This window comes from Halomonas sp. B23F22_20 (assembly GCF_043496985.1).
Classification (GTDB): domain Bacteria; phylum Pseudomonadota; class Gammaproteobacteria; order Pseudomonadales; family Halomonadaceae; genus Halomonas.
This window is the reverse complement of record NZ_JBIEKH010000008.1, coordinates 1-20,223: the sequence shown is the minus strand read 5'-3', so window position 1 is coordinate 20,223 and position 20,223 is coordinate 1. Positions and strand designations below refer to the sequence as shown.

Below are 20,223 nucleotides of genomic sequence, written 5' to 3'. Positions count from 1 at the left end.
TCAGCCCTTCTTTTTGGCCTTGGCCCAGCCATCCTTGAGTCCCACGGTGCGGTTGAACACCAGCTTGCCGTCCTGGCAGGCGTGGCGATCGGCGCAGAAATAGCCGACCCGCTCGAACTGGAAGCGACTCTCGGGCGCTGCCTCGGCGAGGCTCGGCTCGCCCATCGCCTGCACCACGGTCAACGACTCGGGGTTCAGGTGCTCGAGGAAATCGGCGTCCTTGTCCTTGTCCGGCTGCTCGACGGTAAACAGGTTGTCGTAGAGGCGCACTTCCATCGGCACCGCCTGGGCGGCGCTGACCCAGTGGATCACGCCCTTGACCTTGCGGCCTTCGGGGTTCTTGCCCAGGGTGTCGAAGTCGACCGAGCAGCGCAGCTCAGCGATCTCGCCGGCCTCGTTCTTGATCACCTCATCGCAGCAGATCACATAGGAGTTGCGCAGCCGCACCTCCTTGCCCGGTGCCAGGCGGAAGAACTTCTTCGGCGGCTCTTCCATGAAGTCGTCTTGATCGATGTAGATTTCCCGACCAAAGGGAATCTGGCGCACGCCCATGTCCTCGCGGGCCGGATGCCCCGCCACCTCATAGGTCTCCTCGAAGTCCTCGGGAACATTGGTCAGCACTACCTTGAGAGGCTTGAGCACGCACATGGCCCGAGGCGCGTTGTCCTCGAGGTCGGCGCGGATCGCGTGATACAGCATCGCGATGTCGACCAGGCCACCGTCGGCGCGGGTCACGCCGATCATCTCGCAGAACTTGCGGATCGAGGCCGGCGTATAGCCACGGCGACGCATCCCGGAGAGGGTCGGCAGGCGCGGATCGTCCCAGCCATCGACGATGTGCTCGTCCACCAGCAGCTTGAGCTTGCGCTTGGAGGTCAGTGTGTAGTTGAGGTTGAGCCGCGCGAACTCGATCTGACGCGGCTTGGCCGGCACCGGCAGGTTGTCCAGGAACCATTCGTAGAGCGGCCGGTGATCCTCGAACTCCAGGGTGCACACCGAGTGAGTCACGCCTTCCAGGGCATCGGACTGGCCATGGGTGAAGTCGTAGGACGGATAGATCTTCCACTTGTCGCCGGTCTGGTGATGGGAAGCATGACGAATGCGGTATAGGATCGGATCGCGCAGGTTGATATTGGGCGCGGCCATGTCGATCCTGGCACGCAGCACCTTCTCACCCTCGGCGAACTCACCGGCTCGCATGCGCTCCAGCAGGTCAAGGTTCTCATCCACGCCACGCTCGCGATAGGGGCTCGGCCGTCCCGGCTCGGTGAGGGTGCCGCGGTACTCGCGCATCTCTTCCGGCGAGAGGTCGTCGACATAGGCCTTGCCCTCGCGCACCAGGTGCTGGGCCCACTCGTAGAGGGTATCGAAATAGTCCGAGGCGAAGCGCACCGGCCCCGCCCACTCGTAACCCAGCCAGCTGACATCTTCCTTGATGGCGTCGATATAGGCCTGCTCTTCCTTCGCCGGATTGGTGTCGTCGAAGCGTAGATGACAGTCGCCACCGAACTGCTCGGCGAGCCCGAAATTCAGACAGATCGACTTGGCATGGCCGATGTGCAGGAAGCCGTTGGGCTCCGGCGGAAAACGGGTAACGATCTTCCCCTGTCGGCCTGCCTCGATCTCTTCGCGGATCTGGTTGCGAATGAAGTTCGGCGCGCTGGTGGTCTCGCTGGTCATGTTGATTGGGCAACCTCTGGTTGAACGCGGGCCTGTCGTCGCGAAGCCACGGGCCTGGCCACGGCTTCGCGCATCGACGCAAAACGGCTATTATAGCGCCACCTGCCCATAGGGCGCCAAGGCATCCCGCTTCGAGAAGACAGGACACCGTGATGATCATCTTGCAGACCAATTTCGGCGATATTCACGTCGCCTTGAACCACGACAAGGCGCCGAAGACCGCCGCCAATTTCGAGCAGTACGTGCGCGACGGCTTCTACGACAACACCCTATTCCACCGCGTCATCGACGGATTCATGGTGCAGGGCGGCGGTTTCGACCTCGACTTCGAGCAGAAGCCGACCCGTGACCCGATCGACAATGAGGCCGACAACGGCCTGGTCAACGCCCGCGGCACGCTGGCCATGGCGCGCACCCAGGACCCGCACTCGGCCACCGCCCAGTTCTTCATCAACGTGGCCGACAACGATTTCCTCAACCATCGCGGCAAGAACCTTCAGGGCTGGGGCTACTGCGTGTTCGGCGAGGTCGTCGAGGGCATGGACGTGGTGGAGCGCATCAAGGCGGTGCCAACCACGCGACGCGGCATGCACGCCGACGTGCCGGCCGAGGACGTGATCATCCAGCGCGCCTACGTCCAGGACGACGCCGACGCCTGACCGCTTCGAGAGCTCGCCCCCTCCGCACCCGCCTCTCGGCGGGTGCGACGTCTTCAATCCGTTGTCCGAGAGAGACGCCATGTCGACCCTGCTGATCTCAGACCTCCATTTGCATCCGGGTGCCCCGGCCATCACAGAGGGCTTCCTCACCTGGCTGGAAGAGCACGCAGCACGCGCCGAGGCGCTCTATATCCTTGGCGACTTCTTCGAGGCCTGGATCGGCGATGACCTGCTGGACCTCGGCGCCGCCGATCCCACCGGCACCGCCACCCTCGCCGCGCGCATCGCCGAGGCCCTGAAGCGCCGCTCCGAGGCCGGCACCGCCATTTTCCTGATGCACGGCAACCGCGATTTCCTGCTCGGGGAACGCTTCGCCGAGGCCGCCGGTGCGACCCTGCTAGCCGACCCCAGCGTGGTCACCCTCGGCGACGAGCGCGTGCTGTTGATGCACGGCGACAGCCTGTGCACCCGCGACGAAGCCTATATGGCCTTCCGCACCCAGGCTCGCGATCCGCAATGGCAGGCACAGATTCTCGCCATGCCGATTCCCGATCGTCTGGCGCTGGCCAGACAGCTGCGCGACCAGTCCGGTGAGGCCAATTCCAACAAGGCCGAGGACATCATGGATGTGACGCCTGAGGAAGTGGTCGAGTCGCTGCGCGAGCACGGCGTGACCACGATGATCCACGGTCACACCCATCGCCCTGCGGTTCACGACCTCGATGTCGATGGCGCCCCAGCTCGCCGCTACGTACTGGGCGACTGGCAGCCGGACCGGGGCTGGGAAATCGAGATCGACGCCGGGCAGCCGCCGATGCTGCGGGACTTTCCGCTGAAAGACTGAGGAGCCAGGAGGTCAGCGAAAGCGCCTCTACCGGTTATCGGATGAGGCGCGAGGGGATCACAGGAGAAAGCGTCAACGCATCCACCGCGGCCATGCCCCGGCGCGTCGCCATCGGCGCGGATGCCGGCTTATCCGGAGTCGGCGGCGGTGAGATGGCAAGGGGCGGCATCAGGTGCCTCGGGGTTGAGTTCGGCCGGGTCGTCGCGCCCGGGATACCAGGGCACACGTCCCTCGAGCACGCCGGTCTCCTCGATGATCCGCGCCACCGTGGACTCCTGGCGATAGGCCATGATGTGGGCGCCGCTCACCCCCTCAACTTCACGCACCTCCGCGAGAATATCACGGCACAGTCGTGCGCCCTCGGCCCGCTGGTCCCGGGCCCCTTCCAGGCGCCGGATCACCGTATCGGGGATGTGCACCCCGGGTACGTTATCGCGAATCCAGCGGGCACTGCGCGCCGAGGCAAGCGGCCCCATTCCCACCAGCACGAAGGCCCGATCGGGCCCTTCCAGCACGCCCGTGTCGACGACCTCGGCCATGAATTCGCGCAGTCTCTGTACATCGAAGCAGTACTGGGTCTGGATGAAACGCGCCCCGGCGGCGACCTTCTTGGCCAGGCGTTCTGCCCGCCAGGCAGCCGGCGGCACGAAGGGATTCTCGGCGGCACCGAGGAAAATGCGTGGCGGCGACGTGATCGCCCGCCCGCTCTCGAAGCGTGCCTCGTCACGCATGCGGCGAGCCAGGCCCAGCAGCGACATGGAGTCCAGATCGAAAACCGGACGTGCCTCGGGATGATCGCCGGCCTGGACCCCATCGCCGGTCAGACACAGCAGATTGCAGGCCCCCATGGCCGCGGCCCCCAGAATCTCGCCCTGCATGGCGATGCGATTGCGGTCACGGCAGGACATCTGCAGGATCGTGGCATAGCCGACCCGCGTCAGCAGCGAGCACACCCCGACGCTGGACATGTGGCAGTTGGCTCCCGAACCGTCGGTGGCATTGATGGCATCCACATAGCCGTCGAAGATGGCCGCTCGCTGCAGCACTTCGGCCGGGTCGGCGGAGTCGGGCGGATCGATTTCCGTGGTCACCGCGAAGCGGCCGGCGCGCAGTACCCGTTCCAGCCGCCCGGGAGACACATGGCCGGGCAGGATCGGTAGTGAGTAGCCGGGGACAGGCTCATCGTCGAACTTCATGTGCGTGCCTCGCGGTCCCTGCCGTGTTCGCCCTGCACCACCTTGAGCCAGGAGGAGGCGCCCTGATCGGCATCGTCCACGGGTAGCTGCACTACCTGGATGCGGTCGCCGTGCTTCATGCGTCGACTGCCCTCCCAGGCCTCCACCCACACGCAGCGCATCGACGGCTTGACCTCGCAGCCACCGTCGGGGCGAACCCCACCACAGGGCCCGTTGCGAAGCCGCTTGGGGCAGTTCATCGGGCAGGCCATGCCAGTGGAGCTCAGCACACAGTGGCCGCACATACGGCAGTCGAACAGAAACCCCTTGATCCACCGCTCGAACGCTGCGACCGGTCGTTCGAGACGCTCGGGGCCGAGACGCGCCACCAGCGGCGCAAGCGCGCGAAGCAGCGGCTCGAAACCGTCATAGAGCAACTCGAAGGCCCGAGCATGACGGACCACCCAGCGACGCACTGCATACATGGGACCGTCCTCGCCGTTGCGCATTACCCCCCGGCCAACGGGGCTTTCTGTCAGGCTATGCAGCCATGCCGTTCGCCACTTCCATCAGGACGACAGCGACATAGCGCAGGACGACCGTCGCGTCCATGACACCCGGCGTCGTCGCGGGAACAGTGGCCGTGGCTGCCTGCCCTAGACTCGGGCAGGATAGGCCCATCGGCCAAGAGCCTTCACCAAGAGCGAACATGCCATGGCGACGCTGATCGACGGCAAGACACAGGCCAGGGAACTGCGCGACGCAGTAGGCGGCGAGGTGCGACGTCTTGCCGACACACAAGGGGTGATCCCCGGTCTGGCCGTGGTTCTGGTCGGCGAGGATCCGGCCAGCCAGGTCTATGTAAGGCGCAAGGGGCAGCATGCCCGCGAGGTCGGCATGCGTTCCGTCGAGCATACCCTTCCGGCCACCACGCTCCAGCACGAACTGCTGGCCCTGATCGCCGCGCTGAACGCCGATCCCGGCGTTCACGGTATCCTGGTCCAGCTACCTCTCCCGACACATATCGATCCGGAAGCGGTGATTCACGCCATTGATCCGGCCAAGGACGTCGACGGCTTCCATCCGCTGAATGTCGGCGCCCTGGCGGCGGGTGGCCAGGGCCTGGCCCCCTGCACCCCGCTGGGCTGCGTCCGGCTGCTCGCCTCTCACCTCGGCGAACTCGCCGGACGGCACGCCGTGATCCTGGGCCGCTCGCGCATCGTCGGCCGCCCCCTCGCGAGCCTGCTGCTGCGCGAGGACTGCACCGTCACCGTGGCACACTCGCGAACCGCCAACCTGCCCAAGGTATGCCGGCAGGCGGACATCCTGGTGGCCGCGGTCGGCAAGCCAGGCCTGGTACAGGGCGACTGGGTCAAGGCGGGAGCGACCGTGATCGATGTGGGCATCACACGCCTGGGTGATGGCGACGAGCGCCGCCTGGTAGGAGACGTGGATGCCGCCAGCGTATCTCGCGTGGCCGAGGCACTCACGCCAGTGCCGGGAGGCGTCGGCCCCATGACCATCGCCTGCCTGCTGCACAACACCCTGATCGCGGCCTGTCGCCAGCACGGCTTGCCCGAACCGCCCGCCGCCTCGACCGGCAAGGCGCAGCCGCTGGCCCACCCCCACGCCTGACATTGCTGGCGGCGGTCACACGCGACAGGCGGCCAGCCCGGCATCCAGCGCGTCGGCGTCCGGCAGGTTACCCGACGCGCCGATCACCTCCAGTCGTGAGTCGCGTCGCCACTCGCTAGCGCTCGCCGGCTCGTTACCCACGACACGGTTGACGGCAATCCAGCCGCCGACGACGTGGAATACTCCCTTGACCCGCAGCCCGGCCGGCAGGCCATCCAGGCAACGCTCGAGAGCCTCGCGCTCGAAGGTCTCCTCTGCATGCCAGCGCCACCCCAGGCTGACGTGGCCAAGCGACTCCTCCCGCTCACGCACTGGCGCACCCGGCATCGGCGCCCGGGCATCCAGATCCAGCCAGGGGACCGGACGATCCGCCTGCACCGGGTGGGTCGACGGGCGAGCCACCGGCTCCGCTGCCCGATGCAGGCCGCCCTCCAGCACTCGTCCAACGGCCAGCCGGCCGTATGGCGCCTCCTCCACCCAGGGCGTGCCGGGCAGCTGCGCGGCCAGCCACTCACGGGCCGCATCGAGGCGCTCCGGCGCGACCATATCGGTCATGCTCAGGGCAATGCCATCCGCCAGAGCCAACTGGTCGCGAAAGGTGGCATGGTCGAGCGCGCGACGGTCATCCAGACGTCGCGGATCCAGCACCGTTATGACCTCACGCAGTTCGAGGACGCCGACGAAGGCCTCGCCCTGCAACAGATCGAGCAGCCCGGCGGGGTGACCGAGACCCGACGGCTCGATGATCAGTCGATCGGGACGCTGACGGCACAGCAACTGTACCAGGCTCGTCTGAAGCACGGTGGCAAGCTGACAGCACAGGCAGCCGCCCGGCAGAGCCTGGACCGCCACATCGTCACGCCCGGCGAAGAAGGTCTGATCGATCCCGACCCGACCGAATTCGTTGACCAGGATGGCCCAGCGCTCGGATGCCGGCTTGTGATCGATCAGGTGACGTATCAGCGAGCTCTTGCCGCTGCCCAGGAAACCGGTAATCAGATGAACGGGGATATCGGCTAGCGGCGCCTTGGTCATGAACCCTCCTCCACGGTGAAGATGCCACTATCCTGGCACGTGCCGGCAACGAGGGGCCTGCCTAACACGACTTGCCTCGACGCCTCACGATGAAAATTCGAGCACGAAGCACCAAGATCCACCTTTAGCTTAAGATAACGGTATAAAAATGCGGCCGGAAAAAGGGGGCTCTCGCCCCCTCCCTCGTAATACCCTTCTTCCACCATCAGGGCCGGGTGATATCGGCCTGTTCGCGCAGGTAGGTCTGCAGGCCGTTGACCGCGGACTGTGAGCGCAGCTGCTGGGCCATGCGCGCCACGAAGGACTCGATCTGTTCATTGGCTTCGCCGGCCGTCACCGACTCGAGACCGATCAGCACGACACGCTCGCCGTCGGCCGCACGGCCATAGACGGTCTCGCCGCCCTCCGGATGCGGCAGGCGGAAGGCCTCCTCGACCACCGGCTGGCTGAGCTGGCTATCGCCTTGGCGACTGAGCGACTCGGCACGCTGCCAGTCGAGCCCCAGCGATTCGCCGCTGCGCAGCGATGCCAGCATTTCGTCGGCACGGGACTGCAGGGCATCCCGAGTCTTTTCAGACTCGACGGCGGCGGCCACGTCCTCGCGCACCTCGTCGAGCGGCAAGGTCGTCGCCTCGCGGTGATCCAGCACGCGCAGCACCATCCGGCGATTCTCGTCGAGCTCGATGACCTCACTGTTGAAGCCCTCCTCCAGCACATCGGGGCTGAAGGCCTGTCGCATCACGCCAGGTTCGGCCAGCACGCCCTCGGCCTGGCCGCGGCCGACCCAGTCGCTCTCCTGGCGCTCGAGGCCAAGGCTGTCGGCCACACTGGCCAGGTCTTCGGCGGCGAAGCTCTGGTCGATCAGCTGCTGCGCCTTGTCGTTGAAGTCGTCGCGCACGCGTTGCATGGCCACTTGGCGCTTCAGGCGTTCGCGCGCCTGCTCGAACGGCGGACGATCGAGCTCGGTGACCTGGATCAGGTGCAGGCCGTTGTCGGTCTCGACGATGTCCGACACCTGGCCTTGCTGAAGCGCGAAGGCCGCCTCCTCGAAAGCCTCGCCGAAGAAGCCACGACTGATCACGCCCAGGTCACCGCCTTCGTCACTGGTCGAGGTGTCGTCGGAATATTCGGCGGCCAGTTCGGCGAAGTCCTTGCCCTCGGCCAACTGCGTCTTGACGTCCTCGAGGCGCGCCCTGGCCTCCTCACGGGTACGCTCGTCGCCGAAGGACACCATGATGTGGGAAACGCGCCGATCGGCATCGGAGGCCTCGGCCTGCCAAGCCTCGTGGAGCGCCGACTCACCGACCTCCACCTCGTCGGCCATGGCCTGCTTGTCGAGCACCACATAGGCCAGCTTGACCTGTTCGGGACGCTGATAGTCCTCCCCATGGGCCTCGTAATAGGACTGAAGATCAGCCTCACTGACCTCCGGGGCCTGCGTCAGATCGGCCGGCGTCAAGGCGTAGTGGTGGAAGCTGCGAGTCTGGCGCTGCAGTTCGGCGAGGCGCGCCTGCTCGCTCGGCAGGCTGAACTCGCTGGCGGCCAGTCCCTGCTGAATCTGGCGACGCTTCATGTCCTGGCGAAGCTGATCGCGAAAGGCCAGCGGAGTGAAGCCGGCGCTGGCCAGGCGATTGCGAAACAGGTCCTGATCGAAGCGACCGTCGGCGTCCTGAAACTCGGGCAGGGTGACGATCAATTGGTCTAGCTGTGCTTCGGACAGGTGCAGACCACCCTCTTCCGCGTATTGAGCCAGAAGGCGATCGCCGATCAGCGCATCGAGCATCTGGGCACGCAGCTGGCGCTCCTGTTCGGGCGGCACCTGGCCACTGCGAATGGCTCGCTGCACCTGCAGCTCGAGCTGCTGACGCGTAATCGGCTCGCCGTTGACCTTGGCAACCTCCTCGCCGTCGCTGCCCAGCAGCCCCACCAGGGACTCCACGCCGAACAGCGCCATGGTCACCACCACGGCACCGACCAGGATCTTGGCGCCCCAACTGGTGGAGCGGTCACGAATACTTTGCAGCATGCAGGCCTCTGTGGATCTTGTGGATCGGGACGCGCCACATTATACGCATCCTTGCTGGCCTCGCGACGGGGACGGATCGACCGGCCCCACCGGGGCCCCGAAAACAAAACAGGCGCACCGCGACAGCGGTGCGCCTGTAGGGATACGTCATCGAGGACGGCGAAGACGCCTCCTCAGTTGACGGAATCCTTGAGCGCCTTGCCGGCCTTGAAGCTCGGCACCTTGGCGGCGCTGATCTGAATCGGCTCACCGGTCTGCGGATTGCGACCGGTGCGGGCCGCACGCTCCTTGACGGTGAAGGTGCCGAAACCCACCAGGGAAACGCTGTCGCCCTTCTTCAGGCTGTCTGCCACGGCATCGACCATGGCGTCCAGCGCGCGGGAAGCGGCCGCCTTGGGAATATCGGCAGACGCGGCAATGGCTTCGATCAGCTCGGACTTGTTCACACTTCACCCCTTGACTGTTACGTAAATTGGCTCTAATCGGCGAGACTTACGGCTGACTGACGCGATCACAGCATGGCGGTAATTTATAGCAATGCGATGAAACGCCTGTCAAGCAACTATCCCTGACAATCCCCATCATACCGGGGTTTCGTCCTCGGCATCATGGGGAAAAAGTCGTCAGTGCGTACTAATCATCGAGTGAGAAGATGCCGTATCTTCCGCTCGAGATTCACCCTCTTGGCTCCCCAGCTTTTCACTCAGAGCCACCTCAAGAACTTCGTCGATCCAGCGCACCGGCCGGATATCGAGCGCGTCCTTGATGTTGTCCGGAACCTCCTTCAAGTCACGGCGGTTCTCTTCCGGAATGAGAACCGTCTTTATACCACCGCGCCTGGCGGCCAGCAATTTCTCCTTGAGGCCGCCGATCGGCAACACCTCGCCGCGCAGATTGACCTCCCCGGTCATGGCCACGTCGCAGCGTATCGGCCGACCAGTGTAGGCGGAGATCATGGCGGTGACCATGGCGATGCCGGCACTGGGGCCATCCTTGGGCGTGGCACCCTCAGGCACGTGAATGTGAAGGTCTTCCTTCTCGAAGCGCTCGGGATCGATGCCAAAGGACGTCGCCCTCGCCCGCACCACGGTCTGAGCCGCACTCACTGACTCTTTCATGACGTCGCCCAGCGAGCCGGTCTTGTTGATACGCCCCTTGCCAGGCGTCACCACCGACTCGATGTTGAGCAACTCGCCGCCCACGGAGGTCCAGGCCAGGCCGGTGACGCGCCCCACCTGATCTTGTTGATCGGCCAACCCATAGCTGTAACGCCGTACGCCGGCATAGCCCTCGATATCGGCAGCGGTCAGCGCGACCGGCGCCTGAGCGCCCTCCTTGCCCTCCTTTTCGAGGCGCTCGCGCAGCACCTTGCGGCAGACCTTGGCGATCTGGCGCTCGAGCTCGCGCACCCCGGCTTCACGGCTGTAGTAACGGATCAGCTCCAGCAGCGCCTCGTCGGCGAAGCTGAGCTCGTCCTCCTTGAAACCATTGGCCTTGAGCTGCTTGGGCACCAGGTAGCGCTTGGCGATGGCCAGCTTCTCGTCCTCGGTATAGCCAGGCAGACGGATCACTTCCATGCGATCGAGCAACGGGCCGGGAATGTTCATCGAGTTCGCGGTACAGATGAACAGCGTCTCGGACAGATCGTAGTCGAGCTCCAGGTAATGGTCGCTGAACTTGTCGTTCTGCTCCGGATCGAGCACCTCGAGCAGCGCCGAGGCCGGGTCGCCGCGGTGATCCATGCCGATCTTGTCGACCTCGTCGAGCAGGAACAGCGGGTTCTTGACCCCCGCCTTGCTCATCCGCTGGATCATCTTGCCGGGCAGCGAGCCGATGTAGGTGCGACGGTGACCGCGGATCTCCGACTCGTCGCGAACCCCGCCAAGCGCCAGGCGCACATACTTGCGGTTGGTGGCCCTGGCGATGGACTGCCCAAGCGAGGTCTTGCCGACCCCGGGCGGCCCCACCAGGCAAAGCACCGGTCCCTTGAGCTTCTTGACCCGCTTGTGTACCGCCAGGTACTCGAGGATGCGCTCCTTGACCTCCTCCAGGCCGTAATGGTCCTCGTCCAGCACCTGCTGGGCGTGGGCCAGATCGTGACGCACCCGGGTGCGCTTCTTCCACGGCACCGAGATGAGCCAATCCAGGTAGGAGCGGACCACCGTGGCCTCGGCGGAGGACGGCGCCATCATGCGCAGCTTGCCGAGCTCCTGCTTGGCCTTGTCGGCGGCTTCCTTGGGCATCCCCGAGCTTTCGATGGCCTGCTCATACTTGTCGGCCTCGTTGGGCGCATTCTCGAGCTCGCCCATCTCTTTCTGGATGGCCTTCATCTGCTCGTTCAGATAGTACTCGCGCTGGGACTTTTCCATCTGGTCCTTGACCCGCGAGCGGATGCGCTTCTCCACCTGGAGCAGGTCGATCTCGGACTCGATCAGCGCCATCAGGTGTTCAATGCGGTCGCGCACCCGATCCATCTCGAGCAGCTGTTGCTTGTCGTCGATCTTCAGCGACAGGTGGGCGCAGATGGTGTCCACCAGCCGGCTCGGATCCTCGATGCCCGACAGCGAGTTGAGCACCTCGTTGGGCACCTTCTTGGACATCTTGACGTACTGCTCGAACTGGTTGAGCAGCACCCGCACCAGGGCATCCTGCTCTCGCTCGGTGAGCGGCTCGCTCTCGCGCAGCACCACTTCGGCGCGACTATAGCCGTCATCGACGGCCAGGATGTCGCGAATGTCAGCCCGGGACTCGCCCTCGATCAACACCTTGACGGTACCGTCGGGGAGCTTGAGCAGCTGCATGATCTCGGCCACGGTGCCGATGGCGAACAGGTCCTCGTTATCGGGATCGTCCTTGCTGGCCTCGCGTTGCGCCACCAGCAGCACGCGCTTGTCGGCCTCCATAGCGGCTTCCAGCGCCTGGATGGACTTCTCGCGGCCGACGAACAGCGGGATGACCATCTGCGGGTAGACGACCACGTCCCGCAGCGGCAAAAGGGGCAGACTCAAGGTCTGTTCGGCGTTCTGCTGCATCGCAGACGTTCCTCAAACGATCGGATGGATACCTAGGGAGTGGGGGCGGCGGTCGCGCATTGCAAGACCGAGGCCGGCGCCACGGCAAACAAAAGGGCCGCCGGGGCGGCCCTTTCGTTGCAAGCCTGTTGCAACTCCCGCTCGTGCGCCTCGACGCGGCGAGGCGCACGTGACGGGGACCCGCTAGCCGTCAGTGCCGTCGACCCGCGGCTGCTCCTGCTGGGAGTAGATCAGCAACGGTTCGCTTTCTCCGGCGATCACCGACGCATCGATCACCACCTTGGACACCCCCTCCAGGGACGGGATCTCGTACATGGTGTCGAGCAGCACCGACTCGAGGATCGAGCGCAGTCCGCGGGCACCGGTCTTGCGAGCCATGGCCTTGCCGGCCACCGCGCGCAGAGCATCCTCACGGAAGTCCAGCTCCACGCCTTCCATCTCGAACAGCCGACCGTACTGCTTGATCAGCGAGTTCTTGGGCTCGGTCAGGATCTGGATCAGCGCATCCTCGGTCAGCTCGGTGAGGGTCGCGATCACCGGCAGGCGGCCGACGAACTCCGGGATCAGACCGAACTTGACCAGATCCTCGGGCTCCACGTCGAGCAGCAGGTCGCCTACCCCCTTGGTCTCGTCCTTGCTCTTCACCTCAGCGTTGAAGCCAATGCCACCCTTCTCGGCACGGTCACGGATGACCTTGTCGAGGCCGGCAAAGGCGCCGCCAACGATGAACAGCATGTTGGTGGTATCGACCTGCACGAACTCCTGCTGCGGATGCTTGCGCCCGCCCTGCGGCGGCACCGAAGCGGTGGTGCCCTCGATCAGCTTGAGCAGTGCCTGCTGAACCCCCTCACCGGACACGTCACGGGTGATGGACGGGTTGTCCGACTTGCGCGAGATCTTGTCGATCTCGTCGATGTAGACGATGCCGCGCTGGGCCTTGTCCACGTCGTAGTCGCACTTCTGGAGCAGCTTCTGGATGATGTTCTCGACATCCTCACCGACATAGCCCGCCTCGGTAAGAGTCGTGGCATCGGCGATGGTGAACGGAACGTTGAGCAGTCTCGCCAGCGTTTCGGCCAGCAGCGTCTTGCCGCTACCGGTCGGACCGATCAGCAGGATGTTGGACTTGCCCAGCTCCACGTCGTCCTTGGTGCCGTGACGAAGCCGCTTGTAGTGATTGTAGACCGCCACAGACAGCACCATCTTGGCGCGGTCCTGGCCGATCACATAGTCGTCGAGGGTGTGACGAATCTCGCGGGGGGCAGGCAGACGCTCCTCGTCGCTCTCGGCATCGGCATCGAGCACCTCCTCGCGAATGATGTCGTTGCACAGATCGACACACTCATCGCAGATATAGACGGATGGGCCGGCAATCAGCTTGCGCACCTCGTTCTGGTTCTTGCCGCAGAACGAGCAGTACAGCAGCTTGCCGCCTTCGTCCTTGCCTTTGCCGTCGGCCATTCGCGTACCTCTCTCGCAGCGGCGACCCGAGGGCCGCCGGGAATCAATCAGAGCGTGGTTGATTTCACGCTATCAGGATGTCGGCCGCTTATCCAGCACGGCGTCGATCAGACCATATTCCGCAGCCTGAGCGCCGTTCATGAAGTTGTCGCGGTCGGTATCCTTGGCAATGGTCTCGATGTCCTGGCCGGTGTGATGCGCCAGGATCTGGTTGAGCCGCTCGCGGATGCCGAGGATCTCGCGGGTATGGATCTCGATGTCCGACGCCTGGCCCTGGTAACCACCCAGCGGCTGGTGGATCATCATCCGCGAATTGGGCAGGCAGTAGCGCTTGCCTGCCGCGCCCCCGGCCAGCAGCAGCGCGCCCATGCTCGCCGCCTGACCGATGCACACGGTAGAGACGTCGGGCTTGATGAACTGCATGGTGTCATAGATCGACATGCCTGCCGTCACCGAACCACCCGGCGAGTTGATGTAGAGGTGGATGTCCTTGTCCGGGTTCTCGGACTCGAGGAACAGCAGCTGGGCCACCAGCAGGTTGGCCATGTAGTCCTCCACCGGCCCCACCAGGAAGATCACACGCTCCTTGAGCAGGCGGGAGTAGATGTCGTAGGCCCGCTCGCCGCGTGCGCTCTGTTCGACCACCATCGGCACCAGGCCGCCAGCGGATTGAATATCGAACTCGTTGCTCATGGGTGATGTCCTTGCATCCGGTGTATGGAAGCGACGTCTGGCATCCCGCCCGACCTGCACGATCGGGCGGGAAGACCGGAACAGGTATCAGGCCTGCTCTTCAGCCTCGTCGGCGTCTTCCTCGGCTTCGCCACCCTGCTGCTGGGCGGCCGCCAGGGCGTCCTGATAGCTCATCTCGACGTCCTTGACACTGGCCTGGCCGAGCAGCACGTCGACGGCCTTCTCTTCCAGAATGGCCGACTTGACCTGGTTCTTCATCTGATCGTTGCTCAGATAGTACTCGACCACCTGCTCCGGCTCCTGGTACTGCTGAGCCAGCTCCTCGACCTTGGCCTTGATCTCGTCGTCGGAAGCGTCGAGCTCGTTGACCTTGATCACCTCGGCCAGCAGCAGGCCGATCTGCACCCGACTCTTGGCCTGTTCGGCAAACAGCTCGTTGGGCAGCTGGCTGACGTCGAAGTCTTCGCCGAGACCGAACTGCTGGGCAGCCTGGCGCTTGAGGCCATCGGTCTCCTGCTGGATCAGCGCCTGCGGCACCGGAATATCGTTGACCTTCTTGAGGGCTTCGAGCACCTGCTGCTTGACGCGATTCTCGACGGCCTGACCGGCCTCGCGGTTCATGTTCTTGGTGATCTCGTCACGGAACTTGGCCAGATCACCGTCCTCGACGCCGAACTTCTCGACGAAGGCCGCGTCGATCTCGGGCAGGGCCTGGCCCTTGATGGCATTGACCTTGACCTTGAAGGTCGCTTCCTGGCCAGCCAGTTGCTCGGCCTGGTAGTCCTCGGGGAAAGTGACCTTGAGTTCCTTGTCCTCACCGGCCTTGGCACCGACCAGCTGCTCCTCGAAGCCGGGAATGAAGCTGCCGGATCCGATCACCAGGTCGTGACCTTCGGCGCTGCCACCTTCGAAGGGCTCATCGCCCAGGAAGCCCTGGAAGTCGATATTGATCTGGTCGCCGTCTTCGGCGGCACGCTCGACCTCTTCCCAGGCAGCGTTCTGCTTGCGCAAGGTCTCGATCATTTCGTCGACGTCGGCATCGGTCACTTCGACCACCGGACGCTCGACCTCGGTACCGTCTATGGAAGCCAGCTCGACTTCCGGGTAGACCTCCAGCGTCGCGGTAAACTCCAGATCCTTGCCAGCTTCATTGACGCTGGCCTCGATCTCGGGATAGCCGGCCGGGTTCAGGTTCTCGTCGGTGATCGCCTTGACGTAGCGCTCGCGCATCACTTCGCCGACCACTTCATCGCGCACGCCACGACCGTAGCGTTGGCGAATCACGGACATCGGCACCTTGCCCTGGCGGAAGCCGTCCAGGCGAACGTTCTTGGCGGCATCCTTGAGGCGAGCGGCGACGGCCTCGTCGATTTCGGCGGCCGGCACCTGCACCTTGATGCGGCGTTCAATCTGGGAGGTCGTATCGACGGAAACTTGCATGAAATGTCCTCTACCGACTGGGGCGTGTTCTGTGTGGAAAGCGTGAAACGTTCAAAGGCGAGAATTCTATGAATCCCGCCGGGCAGTGGCAAGCACCATGGGCCTACATATTGGGACGCGGCACCGGTTAGACAAGGGCTTGGCATCGATTCTCCGCAAATTGTCCCATCCAGACGCAAAACGAAAGAGCCATAGACATGACAAAATCTCGCCTTCCGCCATCGGAATCGAGAATGAATCGATACAATTGCTTGATAACAGGAGAAAACCAAAGGAAGGAAGGCAATGGGGTGGATGATGGGGATCGAACCCACGACCACCGGAGCCACAATCCGGGGCTCTACCACTGAGCTACATCCACCACTGCCTGGGGTGATATCGAAATGGGGTGGATGATGGGGATCGAACCCACGACCACCGGAGCCACAATCCGGGGCTCTACCACTGAGCTACATCCACCATTTCGATTTTGCTCGACCGCACCGAGTCAGCCGCGACACCACTGATACGTGGCACGCCCAGCAGGACTCGAACCTGCAACCTACGGCTTAGAAGGCCGTTGCTCTATCCGGTTGAGCTATGGGCGCATTCTACGTACCCGAATGCCTGACCGCAAGCCCTCGACCGAAATTCTTTCAATTCAATCAATAGCTTGTGGTCGGGGTGGAGGGATTTGAACCCCCGACATCCTGCTCCCAAAGCAGGCGCGCTACCAGACTGCGCTACACCCCGCCGGCTCTTGCACGGCCTTGACGCCGCCGCAGGGGCCTCGCCAAGCGCTGCGTATTCTACGGAACTCTCCGCCGCCGTCAAGCCACAATGCCCAAAGGTCAATCATTTAGCTTACGCACCACTCACCTCGAAGCCCGAAGCCCGAAGCCCGAAGCTCGAAGCCCGAAGCCCGAAGCCCGAAGCCCGAAGCCCCCTCACTTTGCCTGGACGCCGGGGCATGCGAAAATCGCGGCTCTTTTCCATCCGACCACCAGAGGGAAGTTCGATGACCGCCCAACTGATCGATGGCAAGTCCATTGCCGCCCGAGTCCGCCAGCAGGTCGCACGCCAAGTGCAGGCACGTCGCGAGGCCGGCGGACGGGTGCCCGGACTGGCCGTTGTGCTGGTGGGCGAGGACCCGGCCTCGGCGGTATATGTGCGCAACAAGCACCGCGCCTGCGAAGAAGCCGGCATCCAATCGATCAAGCACCAATTGCCCGCCGAGACGACCCAGGCCGAGCTCGAGGCACTGGTCGATCGCCTCAATGACGATCCGGCCATCGACGGTATTCTGGTCCAGCTGCCACTGCCCGAGCACCTGGATTCCCGGCCGATCCTCGAGCGCATCCTGCCTCACAAGGACGTCGACGGCTTCCATCCCTATAACCTGGGACGACTGGCCCAGCGCCTGCCCCTGCTGCGGCCCTGCACGCCCAAGGGCATCATCACACTGCTGCAGGATACCGGCATCAACCTGCGCGGCCTGGACGCCACCGTGGTCGGCGCTTCCAACATCGTCGGCCGGCCCATGGCACTGGAGCTGATGCTGGCCGGCTGCACCACCACCGTTTGCCATCGCTTCACCCGCAACCTCGAGGAGCACGTGCGCCGCGCCGAGCTGCTGGTCGTTGCCGTGGGCCGCCCCGGGCTGGTCAAGGGCGAATGGGTTCGCGACGACGCCGTGGTCATCGATGTGGGCATCAACCGCCAGCCAGACGGCCGCCTGGTCGGCGACGTGGAGTTCGAGCCCGCTGCCGCCCGCGCCAGCCACATCACGCCGGTGCCGGGAGGCGTGGGACCAATGACTGTCGCCTCGCTGCTCGAGAACACCCTGCTCGCCGCCGAGGTACATGACGCCATGGCGTAAGAAAAGCGAGGAGTGAGGCTCCCCGTGGGAGCTCGGTTGACTGAGCGATTGCCCCCGACAGACGCCCGGGCGGCCAGAGCCTCCGTGCACCATGCGCCCCACTCCGTTAGAATGCGCAACCGTTTCCCACCGACTCGCGAGGCCCGTCGATGAGCGACAAGATGAACGTCGAAAGCTTCAACCTGGATCACAACAAGGTGAAGGCCCCCTATGTTCGTCTGGCCGACATCAAGACCGGCGAGCATGGCGACAGCATCCACAAGTACGACATGCGCATCTGCCAGCCCAACCGGGACCACATGGAGATGCCCGGGCTGCACTCCCTCGAGCACTTGATGGCCGAACTGTCGCGCAACCACTCCGACAAGGTGGTCGACATCAGCCCCATGGGCTGCCAGACCGGCTTCTACATAGCCATGATCAACCACGACGACTACCGGGGCGTCCTCGACTTGCTCGAAGGCACCCTCAAGGACGTGCTGGAGGCCACCGAAGTCCCGGCCTGCAACGAGATGCAGTGCGGCTGGGCCGCCAGCCACAGCCTGGAAGGCGCCCAGGAGATCGCCCGCGGCTTTCTGGCCAAACGGGACGAGTGGACCCAGGTATTCGGCGAAGAAGGCTGATTGGCTGTTGCGCTCGCTACGCCAATCCGCGCTTCTTGCCAGGCGCCAGGCGGTGAGCAGCCCCTGAACTTTCCACCCTTTTACGCGCTTACGCGGAGAACGGATAGATGAAACGCATCGGTATCATCGGCGCCATGGCCCAGGAAGTCTCACGACTCGCGGCCATGCTGGAAGACCGCGAGACCCACACCCACGTGGGGTCCACCTTCCACAAAGGCCGGCTGCATGGCGTCGAGGTGGTGATCCTGCAGTCTGGTATCGGCAAGGTGAACGCCGCCATCGGCACCACCCTGCTACTGGACACCTACCAGCCCGAGGCGATCATCAACACCGGCTCCGCCGGCGGCTTCGGCGAAGGACTCGAGATCGGCGATGTGGTGGTCTCCAGCGAAGTGCGCCACCACGACGTCGACGCCGTGGTATTTGGCTACGAACACGGCCAGGTGCCCCAGATGCCGGCGGCCTATCTGCCCGATCCACGCCTGGTACGCGTGGCCCGCGAGTGCGTCGAGGCAATGAACGAAGTGAAGGTGGTCGAAGGCCTGATCGCCACCGGCGATGTCTTCATGGCCTGCCCCGACCTGGTCGCCACGACCCGTTCACGCTTTCCCACCATGCTCGCTGCCGAGATGGAAGCGGCGGCCATCGCTCAGACCTGCCACCTTTACGGCTGCCCGTTCGTGGTGATCCGCGCGCTGTCCGATATCGCTGGCGGCGGCGACAACCATCTCTCCTTCGAGGAATTCCTGGACCAGGCTGCCGATCACTCGACCCGCATGGTCACCGCTATGGTGACGCGCCTCGCCGAGCCCGCGACCACCAAAGCTCCCGCCGAGGGCTGAACCATGTTCGGCCGCCGCGCTTGCCTGCTGGGGCTGGTGCTGTGCCTGTCGCTGCTCGCCGGGGGCTGCGCCAGCCAGCGCAGTACCGATGGCGAACCGGCCAGCGCTTCGACCCAGACCAAAAGCCTCATCGACGCTCCCTTCCGGCGGCTGCCTGAACGCTCCTATACTCCCACTGACTGGCCGGAATCCCTCGCCGCCCGGGTCTACCTTCCCGACACCCCGGGCGATGCCCGGCGTCCGGCAGCGCTGCTGGTTCATGGCGGCGGCTGGCAGCGCCGCAGCCCCGAGGACATGGCGCCGATCGCCGAACGGCTGGCCGCCAAGGGCTTCGTGGTTGCCAACATCGCCTACCGCTTCGCTCCGGAATACCGCTTCCCCGCCCAGTTGCACGACCTGCAGGTGGCCATGGCCTGGCTGCACGATCACGCTGATGACTGGCGCATCGACACCGAGCGCATCGTCGGGGTGGGCTACTCCAGTGGAGCCCACCTGGTCAGCCTGCTCAGCGTTCAGCGCGACGGGGCCCCGCTGGATACCCCCTACGGCGGCGACGCGACGCGCCTGGCCGCGGTGGTGGCCGGCGGCCTGCCGAGCGACCTGCTCAAGTTCGACGACGGCCGGCTGGTGGTAGAGTTCATCGGCGGCACCCGAGCCGAGAAGCCAGAGGCCTACCGCCTGGCCTCTCCCGCCCGTCAGGTAACTCCGGACACGCCGCCGCACTTCTTCTTCCACGGCGGCGTGGACGGCCTGGTCCCGGTGGACCATGCCACCGACATGTATGACCGCCTGGCTGAGGCTGGCGTGCCCGCCGAGCTCTACCTGCAGCGGCTGCGCGGCCATTTCACCGCCTTTTTGACCCGCAACGGTGCGATGGACGCCGCCCTGGCCTTCCTCGACGAACAGCTCGCCAGCTTGAAGAGGGAGGAGTGAATCAAGGCGCTACGCGCCTCGAAGAGGGAAGCAAAAGCCCACTCCCTGCTTCATTCCGGCTCTGAAGTGACCCTGAAAAAGTAGACACCTCGATCAGGCTGCGGCTTCAAACGCCTCGGGCGACAACCCGCCCAAGGCACCATGAAGCCGCACCTTGTCATAATACTCTTCGATATAATATTCCGCCTCGGCCTGCAGGTCGGTGCGACTCTGCTTCTCCAAACGACGGAGCCACTCTTCCTTCAACTGGGCAAAGAAGCTCTCGGAGCAGGCATTATCCCAACAAT

18 protein-coding genes and 4 tRNA genes are annotated in these 20,223 nt (G+C 64.5%); 7 read left to right on the top strand and 15 right to left on the bottom strand.

Features of this window, described 5'->3' with window-relative positions; translation table 11 throughout:
• Positions 1-1,680, bottom strand: coding sequence for a glutamine--tRNA ligase/YqeY domain fusion protein (locus tag ACGTN6_RS08070; protein WP_394590861.1), 1,680 nt, complete (start codon positions 1,678-1,680; stop codon positions 1-3).
• A gap of 152 nt (positions 1,681-1,832) precedes the next feature.
• Here ACGTN6_RS08070 and ACGTN6_RS08065 point away from each other — a divergent pair, with 152 nt between their 5' ends.
• Both ACGTN6_RS08065 and ACGTN6_RS08060 read left to right on the top strand, forming a co-directional pair.
• Entirely contained in the window at positions 1,833-2,339 is a 507-nt protein-coding gene (locus ACGTN6_RS08065) for a peptidylprolyl isomerase (RefSeq protein WP_394590860.1), read from the top strand.
• A 79-nt stretch (positions 2,340-2,418) separates the two neighbouring features.
• Entirely contained in the window at positions 2,419-3,183 is a 765-nt protein-coding gene (locus ACGTN6_RS08060) for a UDP-2,3-diacylglucosamine diphosphatase (protein WP_394590858.1), read from the top strand.
• 128 nt (positions 3,184-3,311) lie between these two features.
• On the opposite strand, the gene ACGTN6_RS08055 is transcribed toward ACGTN6_RS08060, so the two are convergent.
• Positions 3,312-4,379, bottom strand: a complete 1,068-nt coding sequence (locus ACGTN6_RS08055; RefSeq protein ID WP_394590857.1) for a methylenetetrahydrofolate reductase — start codon at positions 4,377-4,379, stop codon at positions 3,312-3,314.
• Complete coding sequence (locus ACGTN6_RS08050; RefSeq protein WP_394590856.1) at positions 4,376-4,843, bottom strand: methylenetetrahydrofolate reductase C-terminal domain-containing protein; 468 nt, start codon at positions 4,841-4,843, stop codon at positions 4,376-4,378. Before ACGTN6_RS08050 ends, ACGTN6_RS08055 begins: the two co-directional genes overlap by 4 nt.
• A gap of 229 nt (positions 4,844-5,072) precedes the next feature.
• Between ACGTN6_RS08050 and folD (ACGTN6_RS08045) the strand changes: the two genes are divergently transcribed.
• The gene (folD, locus tag ACGTN6_RS08045) at positions 5,073-5,993 is read left to right on the top strand and encodes a bifunctional methylenetetrahydrofolate dehydrogenase/methenyltetrahydrofolate cyclohydrolase FolD (protein WP_394590855.1); all 921 of its coding nucleotides are present in this window, start codon (positions 5,073-5,075) and stop codon (positions 5,991-5,993) included.
• Positions 5,994-6,008: 15 nt separating this feature from the next.
• Here the strand turns inward: folD (ACGTN6_RS08045) and ACGTN6_RS08040 are convergent, their stop codons facing one another.
• From ACGTN6_RS08040 to ACGTN6_RS07990, 11 genes are all read right to left on the bottom strand, one after another.
• Positions 6,009-7,028 (bottom strand): CobW family GTP-binding protein, encoded by a 1,020-nt coding sequence (locus ACGTN6_RS08040; protein ID WP_394590854.1) that lies wholly within the window; start codon positions 7,026-7,028, stop codon positions 6,009-6,011.
• A 205-nt stretch (positions 7,029-7,233) separates the two neighbouring features.
• Entirely contained in the window at positions 7,234-9,054 is a 1,821-nt protein-coding gene (locus ACGTN6_RS08035) for a SurA N-terminal domain-containing protein (RefSeq protein WP_394590853.1), read from the bottom strand.
• A 173-nt stretch (positions 9,055-9,227) separates the two neighbouring features.
• Positions 9,228-9,500 (bottom strand): HU family DNA-binding protein, encoded by a 273-nt coding sequence (locus ACGTN6_RS08030; protein ID WP_013332105.1) that lies wholly within the window; start codon positions 9,498-9,500, stop codon positions 9,228-9,230.
• Positions 9,501-9,677: 177 nt separating this feature from the next.
• Positions 9,678-12,086, bottom strand: a complete 2,409-nt coding sequence (lon, locus tag ACGTN6_RS08025; RefSeq protein ID WP_394590852.1) for an endopeptidase La — start codon at positions 12,084-12,086, stop codon at positions 9,678-9,680.
• 183 nt (positions 12,087-12,269) lie between these two features.
• Positions 12,270-13,547: an ATP-dependent Clp protease ATP-binding subunit ClpX gene (gene clpX / locus ACGTN6_RS08020; protein WP_394590851.1), complete on the bottom strand. Its 1,278-nt coding sequence runs from the start codon at positions 13,545-13,547 to the stop codon at positions 12,270-12,272.
• A gap of 72 nt (positions 13,548-13,619) precedes the next feature.
• Positions 13,620-14,240, bottom strand: a complete 621-nt coding sequence (gene clpP / locus ACGTN6_RS08015) for an ATP-dependent Clp endopeptidase proteolytic subunit ClpP (protein ID WP_394590850.1) — start codon at positions 14,238-14,240, stop codon at positions 13,620-13,622.
• Positions 14,241-14,327: 87 nt separating this feature from the next.
• On the bottom strand, positions 14,328-15,680 hold the full coding sequence (tig, locus tag ACGTN6_RS08010) for a trigger factor (protein WP_394590849.1): 1,353 nt from the start codon (positions 15,678-15,680) through the stop codon (positions 14,328-14,330).
• A gap of 286 nt (positions 15,681-15,966) precedes the next feature.
• Positions 15,967-16,041, bottom strand: a tRNA-His gene (locus ACGTN6_RS08005).
• Positions 16,042-16,064: 23 nt separating this feature from the next.
• Positions 16,065-16,139, bottom strand: a tRNA-His gene (locus ACGTN6_RS08000).
• 51 nt (positions 16,140-16,190) lie between these two features.
• Positions 16,191-16,267, bottom strand: a tRNA-Arg gene (locus ACGTN6_RS07995).
• A gap of 68 nt (positions 16,268-16,335) precedes the next feature.
• Positions 16,336-16,412 (bottom strand) — tRNA-Pro (locus ACGTN6_RS07990).
• Positions 16,413-16,677: 265 nt separating this feature from the next.
• Between ACGTN6_RS07990 and folD (ACGTN6_RS07985) the strand changes: the two genes are divergently transcribed.
• The 4 genes from folD (ACGTN6_RS07985) (at position 16,678) to ACGTN6_RS07970 (ending at position 19,936) form a co-directional block, all read left to right on the top strand.
• Complete coding sequence (gene folD, locus ACGTN6_RS07985) at positions 16,678-17,538, top strand: bifunctional methylenetetrahydrofolate dehydrogenase/methenyltetrahydrofolate cyclohydrolase FolD (protein WP_394590847.1); 861 nt, start codon at positions 16,678-16,680, stop codon at positions 17,536-17,538.
• 149 nt (positions 17,539-17,687) lie between these two features.
• Entirely contained in the window at positions 17,688-18,161 is a 474-nt protein-coding gene (locus tag ACGTN6_RS07980; RefSeq protein ID WP_394590845.1) for an S-ribosylhomocysteine lyase, read from the top strand.
• Between the two features lie 107 nt (positions 18,162-18,268).
• Entirely contained in the window at positions 18,269-19,003 is a 735-nt protein-coding gene (mtnN, locus tag ACGTN6_RS07975) for a 5'-methylthioadenosine/S-adenosylhomocysteine nucleosidase (protein WP_394590843.1), read from the top strand.
• A gap of 3 nt (positions 19,004-19,006) precedes the next feature.
• Positions 19,007-19,936 carry an alpha/beta hydrolase fold domain-containing protein gene (locus ACGTN6_RS07970; RefSeq protein ID WP_394590841.1) on the top strand — a complete coding sequence of 310 codons (930 nt, stop codon included), beginning with the start codon at positions 19,007-19,009 and terminating at the stop codon, positions 19,934-19,936.
• 93 nt (positions 19,937-20,029) lie between these two features.
• Here ACGTN6_RS07970 and ACGTN6_RS07965 read toward each other — a convergent pair.
• A partial coding sequence (locus ACGTN6_RS07965) for an integrase core domain-containing protein (RefSeq protein WP_394589429.1) occupies positions 20,030-20,223 on the bottom strand: 194 nt, incomplete at its 5' end.

What these genes read in the sequence shown, in the direction of transcription:
- ACGTN6_RS08065 (WP_394590860.1), top strand. Translation starts at nt 1,833, where the DNA reads ATGATCATCTTGCAGACCAATTTCGGCGATATTCACGTCGCCTTGAAC.
- ACGTN6_RS08050 (WP_394590856.1), bottom strand. Translation starts at nt 4,843, where the DNA reads ATGTATGCAGTGCGTCGCTGGGTGGTCCGTCATGCTCGGGCCTTCGAG.
- lon (WP_394590852.1), bottom strand. Translation starts at nt 12,086, where the DNA reads ATGCAGCAGAACGCCGAACAGACCTTGAGTCTGCCCCTTTTGCCGCTG.
- ACGTN6_RS08070 (WP_394590861.1), bottom strand. Translation starts at nt 1,680, where the DNA reads ATGACCAGCGAGACCACCAGCGCGCCGAACTTCATTCGCAACCAGATC.
- folD (WP_394590855.1), top strand. Translation starts at nt 5,073, where the DNA reads ATGGCGACGCTGATCGACGGCAAGACACAGGCCAGGGAACTGCGCGAC.
- ACGTN6_RS08035 (WP_394590853.1), bottom strand. Translation starts at nt 9,054, where the DNA reads ATGCTGCAAAGTATTCGTGACCGCTCCACCAGTTGGGGCGCCAAGATC.
- ACGTN6_RS08055 (WP_394590857.1), bottom strand. Translation starts at nt 4,379, where the DNA reads ATGAAGTTCGACGATGAGCCTGTCCCCGGCTACTCACTACCGATCCTG.
- ACGTN6_RS08040 (WP_394590854.1), bottom strand. Translation starts at nt 7,028, where the DNA reads ATGACCAAGGCGCCGCTAGCCGATATCCCCGTTCATCTGATTACCGGT.
- clpP (WP_394590850.1), bottom strand. Translation starts at nt 14,240, where the DNA reads ATGAGCAACGAGTTCGATATTCAATCCGCTGGCGGCCTGGTGCCGATG.
- ACGTN6_RS07980 (WP_394590845.1), top strand. Translation starts at nt 17,688, where the DNA reads ATGAGCGACAAGATGAACGTCGAAAGCTTCAACCTGGATCACAACAAG.
- clpX (WP_394590851.1), bottom strand. Translation starts at nt 13,547, where the DNA reads ATGGCCGACGGCAAAGGCAAGGACGAAGGCGGCAAGCTGCTGTACTGC.
- ACGTN6_RS07970 (WP_394590841.1), top strand. Translation starts at nt 19,007, where the DNA reads ATGTTCGGCCGCCGCGCTTGCCTGCTGGGGCTGGTGCTGTGCCTGTCG.
- folD (WP_394590847.1), top strand. Translation starts at nt 16,678, where the DNA reads ATGACCGCCCAACTGATCGATGGCAAGTCCATTGCCGCCCGAGTCCGC.
- tig (WP_394590849.1), bottom strand. Translation starts at nt 15,680, where the DNA reads ATGCAAGTTTCCGTCGATACGACCTCCCAGATTGAACGCCGCATCAAG.
- mtnN (WP_394590843.1), top strand. Translation starts at nt 18,269, where the DNA reads ATGAAACGCATCGGTATCATCGGCGCCATGGCCCAGGAAGTCTCACGA.
- ACGTN6_RS08060 (WP_394590858.1), top strand. Translation starts at nt 2,419, where the DNA reads ATGTCGACCCTGCTGATCTCAGACCTCCATTTGCATCCGGGTGCCCCG.